Source organism: Nocardia sp. NPDC004654 (assembly GCF_040609595.1).
Taxonomy (GTDB): domain Bacteria; phylum Actinomycetota; class Actinomycetes; order Mycobacteriales; family Mycobacteriaceae; genus Nocardia.
The window spans coordinates 1,235,598-1,243,237 of the sequence record NZ_JBEXKI010000001.1 but is presented as its reverse complement, the minus strand read 5'-3'; the positions used below and the strand labels follow the sequence as shown (position 1 = coordinate 1,243,237).

General features: G+C 69.4%; 6 protein-coding genes and 1 pseudogene. 1 reads left to right on the top strand and 6 read right to left on the bottom strand.

The features are described 5' to 3' along the window. Positions 1-275: 275 nt before the first annotated feature. From ABZV58_RS05830 to mftA, 6 genes and pseudogenes are all read right to left on the bottom strand, one after another. Positions 276-1,646, bottom strand: coding sequence for a GAF domain-containing protein (locus ABZV58_RS05830; protein WP_354998971.1), 1,371 nt, complete (start codon positions 1,644-1,646; stop codon positions 276-278). 125 nt (positions 1,647-1,771) lie between these two features. Continuing rightward, the gene (gene mftG, locus ABZV58_RS05825; RefSeq protein ID WP_354998970.1) at positions 1,772-3,244 is read right to left on the bottom strand and encodes a mycofactocin system GMC family oxidoreductase MftG; all 1,473 of its coding nucleotides are present in this window, start codon (positions 3,242-3,244) and stop codon (positions 1,772-1,774) included. A gap of 71 nt (positions 3,245-3,315) precedes the next feature. Then, positions 3,316-4,719, bottom strand: a complete 1,404-nt coding sequence (gene mftF / locus ABZV58_RS05820; RefSeq protein WP_354998969.1) for a mycofactocin biosynthesis glycosyltransferase MftF — start codon at positions 4,717-4,719, stop codon at positions 3,316-3,318. A 230-nt stretch (positions 4,720-4,949) separates the two neighbouring features. Then, the gene (gene mftC / locus ABZV58_RS05815) at positions 4,950-6,176 is read right to left on the bottom strand and encodes a mycofactocin radical SAM maturase (RefSeq protein WP_354999052.1); all 1,227 of its coding nucleotides are present in this window, start codon (positions 6,174-6,176) and stop codon (positions 4,950-4,952) included. Positions 6,177-6,305: 129 nt separating this feature from the next. Continuing rightward, positions 6,306-6,545, bottom strand: a pseudogene (mftB, locus tag ABZV58_RS05810) (mycofactocin biosynthesis chaperone MftB); the annotation flags it as partial. Between the two features lie 13 nt (positions 6,546-6,558). Beyond that, complete coding sequence (gene mftA / locus ABZV58_RS05805) at positions 6,559-6,663, bottom strand: mycofactocin precursor MftA (RefSeq protein WP_067784055.1); 105 nt, start codon at positions 6,661-6,663, stop codon at positions 6,559-6,561. A 271-nt stretch (positions 6,664-6,934) separates the two neighbouring features. Between mftA and mftR2 the strand changes: the two genes are divergently transcribed. Then, positions 6,935-7,573 carry a mycofactocin system transcriptional regulator MftR2 gene (gene mftR2, locus ABZV58_RS05800; protein ID WP_245910086.1) on the top strand — a complete coding sequence of 213 codons (639 nt, stop codon included), beginning with the start codon at positions 6,935-6,937 and terminating at the stop codon, positions 7,571-7,573. The last annotated feature ends 67 nt before the right edge of the window (positions 7,574-7,640 follow it).

Sequence of the window (7,640 nt, the reverse complement as noted above, 5' to 3'; positions counted from 1 at the left end):
GGCGGCCGGAGCCACCGGGCCTAACTCTTGATCGTTCCTCCAACTCCGCTACCGGGGGGTCGGTCCACGCCCCCGGTGGTGTTTCCTACATCACACGGATGTCACCGCGCATTGCGAACATTAGGCGGTCGGGAAATAAAAAGGAACAAGTTCAGCTAAAAAAATCTGGACGCTTGTCCATCTCGATCTCGGGAGACAGTTAACTCCGAGCAGATTTGTGCGCGCGACCACAAACAGGGCCGCTATGTGAGCTACCGCACTTTCGGATGTGCAGACTATGAGCCGGAACGTTGCATCCGCGTTGCATCCGCGCCGAGGCGGCGATCGAGCACCCGAATCTTGGCTTCGATCTGCGCATACAGCGGAGAATCGCGATCTACTACCGACCGGTACGCGGCCCACGCCGCGGCGTCGTCGCGGCCCTCCGCACCGGCGGTCCACCGCCGCAACACCGAGGCCTCGCGCGAACCGAGAACCGCGGTGCGCAATCGGACGCGCAGTTCGTCACGAATATCGATAATTCCCGGAGCGGTGGAACGCGGCAGCACCGGGCCGGCATAGAGACGTAATGCGGAATCGACATCACCGGAATCCAACGCGGCCCGCAACGCCTCCACATCGGTTGCGACATGGACGCGCAACTTGTATGGGCGCGAGCCGAACACGGTTGGGCCGACCACCGAGCGCAACCGGGACATGGCGGCGCGAATCGTCCCGTTGTCCAGATCGGTGTCGTCCAGCAGCAGCGCGAGGTGGTCCGCGCCGAGTCCTTCCGGATGTTCGGCCAACAACAGCAGGATCTCGGCGTGCCGCTGCGACAACGGAACTCGATCGCCCGCGATGGTCAGCTGCGGCTGCCCGAGGCCGAGGACGTCGAGCCCGAGCCCGCGCGACTCGGCGGGCGCCGCGGGTTCGGGTCGGTCCCGCCCAGGCCCGCCGTGCCGTCCCGAGCGCATCGCACTGAGCACGAGGTCCATCTCCGCGGCGGTGGCGGTCGCCTTCACCAGCGCGAGAATCTCCGGCTTCGCCACCCGCACACCACCAGCTATCACCAGGACGCCCACGAGCCTGCCGTCCGGATCGTGCACGGGCGCTGCGGCGCCGGTGATCTGGTGCATGCGGTGCAGGAAATGCTCGGGCCCGTGGATCCAGGCGGCACGGCCGGTGCGGACCACCAAGCCGACGGCATTGGTGCCGACCCGGCGTTCGCTGAGATCGTCGCCCGCCCGCAAACCGATTTCGGCCGCGGCGGTGATTTGTTCGGGTTTGCCGTGTACCCAAAGGACCCGGCCGAATTGGTCGGCGATCAAAACGATCAAGCCCGTGCGGGCCGCGTCCTCGACGAGCAATTTGTCGATGAGCGGCATCAGGCCAGCCATCGGATGGGCGTCGCGGTAGCGTCGCAGATCGGCGCCGCGCAGGCCGCGCTCGCTGAGCACGTCCATCGGATCGACGCCGCTACGCAGGCTGCGCAGCCAGGATTCCAGCACGAGCGGACGCAGCAGACCGGCTAGCTGCGACAGCTGTTCGCCACCCGCGCTAAGATATCCGTGTGCTTGTGCGGCATAGGCTTCCAAAGCGCCGAGTTGCGTGCCGGGTTCGACGCCGTGCCGTGGGGACCGCCCACCTGCAAGATTGCTGACCATTTGCCTTTCTTTCCGACCCAAACTGTACCGGCGCGTATTCAGGGGCAAGGGCGGTTATTCCGCTTTGTCCGCCAGCTCACACCCGGGGCGGACCTCCTCATTTTGTGACCCAGTCGTCTTTCACTTCACGATGTGAGCCAGCCCGCAGCATGTTCGGCCAGCATCACCGCCGTGGCCTGCGGCCCCCGGCTCAGCGGCACCGGAACCACGGACAGATCCACCACGGACAGTCCGCTCACCCCGCGCACCGCGCACCGCGCGTCGACCACCGCTTGCTCGTCCCGCTCGGCGCCCATCCGGCAGGTTCCCGAGAGATGTTGCGAGGTGGAAAGATTCGCGCGAAGCCAGGCGTCGTCGCCGCCCTCCGGCGGCGGGTGAGACGGGTACGCACCCGGTATTCGTCGCAGCACATCGACAGCCAGTGCGACGGCCTCCCGCAATCGCGCGCGATCGGCGGCGCCCGCGAGGTAGCGGTGCTCGATTCCGATCGGGACGAGCGGCTCGGGGCCGCGCAACCGCAACACCCCCGCGGACTCGGGACGCATCAACGCGACGCCCATGCGGTGCCGGTCCCCGGCGAACGGGACTGTGTAAGGCCGGATTTCGATGTCGTCGAGACTCAGCACGTACTCCAGCGGCACCGTGGCGGGCGTCGGAGCGCCGAGCTGGTATTCGAGACCGATCTCGGGATGGTCGTCGAACCGCACGCCGACGGGCGACGGCGCCACGACCGGTATGCCGAGCGCCTGGAGCTGATCCGGCGGCCCCACCCCGGACCGCAGCAGCAATGCCGCCGACTCCACCGCGCCCGCGCACAGCACGATCCGATCGGCCGTCATAGTGCCGGTGGTCTCGCCGTGCTCGTAGTCGACGCCGACCGCCCTGGTACCGCGGAAAAGGATGCGCGAGACCACGACTCCGCCACGCACGGTCAGATTGGGTCGGCCGAGCGCGGGCAGCAGATAAGCCGACGCGGTGCCTACCCGCGCGCCACCGTCGACATTGCACGGCACCGGGCCGACGCCTTCGGCGGGACCTGTCCCTGGCAATGCGTTCAGATCGGGCACCTCGGCGAAGCCCGCGGCGCGCGCGGCCGTGGCGAACGCGCGGCTCACCGGCGTCGGAACGGCGGTGCGGCGCACCGGGATCGGGCCGCCGCGACCGTGGCCGGGCCGGTCGCCGTAGTCGCGGTCGTCCTCGAGCTTGCGATAGGCGGGCAGCACGGACTCGAAGGACCATTCCGCGGCACCGCCGAGCGCCGCGCTCCACGCCGCGAAATCGGCCGCGGGCGCACGCACGAAGTAGCTGCCGTTGATCGTGCTCGAGCCGCCGAGCACCCGCCCGCGCACCAGGTTCCCCTCGACGGCGCGATCGTCGTCCGAGCTCGCCGCCAGTGTCGCGGGATATCGCCACAGCCACCGCGACTCGGGCCCGATCGGCAAGCGCGTGGCATCGCGCAGCGGCGCGGGCATTTCGGCCACGGCCGACCACACCGGGCCCGCCTCCAGCAGGCGCACGGTGTGGTCCGGCTGTTCGCTCAGCCTTGCGGCGAGCACGCAGCCCGCGGTGCCGCCACCGACGATCAGGGTGTCGACCATAGGAACCAGCTCATCCGACGGGCGGGCCGTCGGCCCGGCAAGAAACGATCAGCGCGGCGGCGCGGTGGATTTCACCGCGACGGCGCCGTGGGTTTGAGCGCCTCGACGCTGCGCGCCCGGTAGGCGCCGAGCCAGAGCCCGGTGCCGTAGGCGATGTCGTCCAGACGCTTGTAGGCCAGGTAGCGGAACGGGTCGAGCCCGCCCGCGTCGCGATGGGTGAACCAGTCGGCGAGGCCGTCGGCCACCGCCATGGTCACCGCGATCCGCCGGACGCGCCGCGAGACCAGCATCGCGAGCACGGTCACCGGCCAGTAGTGCCTGCACATCGCCGACGCCAGCCGCCACAGCCCGGCGAAGAACCCGCGGGCGAGGTAGATGGCCGCGATGCGCGTCGGGTTGTCCAGCGCGGTGAACACCCTGCGCAGCCGCGCGAGCGCGGTGGCGAGGGTGACGATGCCGCCCAGCAGGCCCCATTTCGACATCGTCCCGAACAGCACGGCGGCGAGCACCGTCCAGGACGGCACCGACAGCGGCGAGACCATGCCGTCGCCGTGCCGCGCGCCGAGCGGCGCCGCACCGGTGCCGTAGAACAGCTTTCGCCCGAACCAGGACGGGAACGAGACGCGGTGATCGTGCGCCACGTGCGCGGCGGGCTCGTAGCGCAGCCGCCAGCCCGCCCGCTCCAGCCGCCAGCACAGGTCCACGTCCTCGGCGACCCGCATGGTCTCGTCGAAGCCGCCCTCGGCGAGCAGCGCCTGCCGCCGCACCAGCAGCGCGGCGCTCGGCACGTACGAGACCAGGCCGCGCGAGCGCACGGCGGCTTCCCGTCTGCCCAGGTCCAGCGAGGAGCGGGTGTGCTCGTAGCGGGCCAGCGCGTTGGACTCCGGATCCAGCGCCACGATGCGCGGCGCGACGAGGGCGACCTCGGGATCGCTGAAGTGCCCGAGCATCACCTCGAGCCAGCCACTGCGCGGCACCACGTCGGAGTCCAGGAAGGCGACGAATTCGCTTGTCGCCGCCCGCAGCCCGGCGTTGCGGGCCGCCGAGGGGCCCTGCCGCCGGTCGTGGCGCAGCACGGTGACCCGGCAACGGGTGCCCCGGGACTCGGGGATCCGCACCGGTTGGTCGGAGCCGTCGTCCACGACGATCACGTTGTGGCCGCGCAGCGTCGTCAACAGCCGGGCGAGGCCGTCGGCGTTGTTGTGCAGCGGCACGATGACGGTCACGTCGTCGGGCGAAGGCAGCAGTCTCGGCCGCGGGTTGGCGACTCCGGAATCGAGCAGCCGTCTGGCAACAACCGCCGACTTGGGGTCGGTGACCTCGAGGTACCCGTCGCCGATCATCTCGGCGGCCTCCGGGGCAAGTCGTAGCAACCTGGCGGGTGAGCCCCCGATCAGGATGCGTCCTCCGGAGTATGCGCGTACCCGTGGATCGATCCGTACCCCGAAGCCGTCGGGCAGTCGATCATGGCGCATTCCTGGCATGCTAGGCGGAGATTCGCGCGCGGGCATCATCGGTCCCGAAAAAAAGATCGAATTCCGCGCGAATAGGCCCGTGACCGTGCGCCCGTCGCGCCGCGGCGTGTTGCGGTGGAGTTGCGGACAACTCGGTCGCACAGTGCAGCAATTCGTTGGCTATTCATCGACGGACCTTCGATCCGCTGCGCTCGCCGGCTGGCAGCGCACGGCTGGCAACCGGCGGGCGATCATGCCAGGGGACTCTCGTCGCAGGCGCGCGACGGACGCCGGGCCGAGAGGGTGAGTGGGATCGGCCCCGCCTTGCGTGCCGCGCCGCCTCGGCGTGGCGCCGCCCGGCGCGAGTGGTCCACCGTGGAGCGGGGAATGGTCCGTCCGGTGTCGGCGAGCGCGGCCTCGCCGTAGCCCTGCACGCACTCCGGGTCGGGTCCGTCGGCGGGCAGTCCGGTGAAGAACTTCGCCGCCATGCAGCCACCACGGCAGGCGTCGTAGTGCGCGCACCCCGAGCAGGCGCCGCCGCCGCTGGGCGCGCGCAGCTCGGAGAACAGCTCCGAGGTCTGCCAGACGTTGCGAAAACCGCCGTCGGACACCACGTTTCCGGCAAGGAAGCGGTCGTGGATGGCGAACGGGCAGGCGTACACGTCGCCCAGCGGGTCGACGAGGCAGACCACACGACCCGCGCCACACATGTTCAGGCCGGGCAGCGCCTGCCCGAAGGCCGAGAGGTGGAAGAACGAGTCGCCGGTCAGCACACCCTCGCCGTTGCGCAACAGCCAGTCGTAGAGCACCCGCTGCTGGTCCGGGGTGGGGTGCAGCTCGTCCCACACGTCGGCGCCGCGCCCGGAGGGCCGCAGCCGAGTGAGACGCAAAGTGGCGCCGTACTTTTCGGCGATAGCGCGGAACTCGTCCAGCTGGCCGATGTTGTGCCTGGTCGCCACGACGGAGAGCTTCGCGTCACGGAAACCGGCGGCCGACAGGTTCTCCAGCGCCCGGATCGCCATGTCGTAGGAGCCGGGTCCGCGCACCGCGTCGTTGACCGCCGCGTCCGCGCCGTCCAGCGAGATCTGCACGTCCACATAGTCGCTCGCGGCCAGCCGGGCCGCGACCTCCGGCGTGATGCGAACGCCGTTGGTGGAGAACTTGACTCCCACGTGGTGCGCGGTCGCGTAATCGACAAGCTCCCAGAAGTCTGGGCGCACAGTGGGTTCGCCGCCACCGATGTTCACGTAGAACACCTGCATGCTCTCGAACTCGTCGATCAGCGCCTTGCACTGCTCGGTGCTCAGCTCGCGCGGATCGCGCCGACCCGACGACGAAAGGCAGTGCACACAAGACAGATTGCAGGCGTAGGTGAGCTCCCAGGTGAGGCAGATCGGCGCGGCGAGGCCGCTCTCGAAACGATCGACCAGCCGGACCGCCCGATCGGCTTGCGGCGCAGCGGTTGTGGCGGTGGACACGCTGCCGATGGGCGCAGCGCCGTCCGACCGCGGGACCACCCCCGCATCCGGCCGGACGGCCTGCGCCAGCGCGGGCTTGGCTCCCGCGGCGCCGGCCGAAAGCACCGGCGCGCCGATGATCATGTCACCTTCGGCCAGTTGCGCGAGCGCCCGCACGTACGGCGCGGCGCCTTCGTCGGCGACACCGGCGGCGCGCAGGGCCGAACGCGCCGAAGCGTGCTCTGGCAGCGACCGCACGATCTCGACGACGCGCGGACTCTTCAGGAACGAGAGCTTGCGCGTGCCGAAGTGGTAGAGCAGCGCACCGAAGGGCTCGGGCCGCAGCGCCACCCTCGGATGCAGTTGCCATCGGGCATCGAGATCGAGCATCCCGGTCGCCCCGTCAGTAGACGCCGCACATGCCGTCGATGGATACCTCTTCGATGAGGCTCTCCTCGACGAGCTCCGCTTCGTCGGTGTCGCTCGGTGCGATGAACTGATGCGGCATGAGAACCTCCGAGTTGACGACGGACCGCGACCACCTGTGTAGTCCCTGTCACACCATAGCGACAAGCCCCGCAAAAGTGAAACACGTTCCAATCGATGGGACCCGCTCTTCCGCCGTCGCGCGGCGCCGCCGCGGCAGCACGCCGCCACCGCGGGTCGCACGGGCACCGCCCGCACCGCCACCGGCCGACAACGCGGCACTCTAGACTTCGGGTGTAGCGCAGCTGAACAGAACGTGACGGGCGGCACATGCCCGCGGCAGTAGAGGTGGCATGGGAGTCGGTCGAATGCAGGCGAGCGGGGGCGGAAACACACTGTCGGAGTCCGAGATCGTGGAGGCCGCGCTGCGCGTGGTTCGCGCGGATGGCGTGGAAAAGCTGTCGATGCGGCGACTTTCCCGCGAACTCGGCGTCTCCCCCATGGCGCCGTACTACTACGTGGCCGACAAGCGCGAGCTGCTCGACCTCGTCGCCAGCGCCGCGCTCACCGGCGTGCGCAAGCCACCGCCGGAATCCGGGCCCTGGCAGCAGCGCCTGCGCGAACTCATCGATCAGATCGATGAGAAACTGCGCAAGCACCCCGGGCTCGGCGATGTGCTCATCGAGCAGATGCTGGGCAAACAGCTCGACCTGATCGCCGCCATCATGGAGATCCTGTTCGAGGCGGGGTTCTCCGACCGCAACGTGCTCGCCGCCTACGCGACGATCCACACCTACCTGTTCGGCCGCAGCCGGGTGAATCCCCGCGACCGGGCCCCGCTGTCGGAAGTCGCGCTGCCCGAGTCGGTGGAGCGGGCCACGAAGTACATATCCGACCTGCGCGGCAAGTACGCCTACGACTTCGGCATGGAGGTGCTGATCGCCGGTCTCGAGGCCCAGCTTGTCCACCAGCCGGACCGCGACGTACGATGAAACTGAAACACGTTCTAGTTTTGTCGGCGGCTGCTGGACCCGCGGTCGCCGACGGTGCCGGATTCGA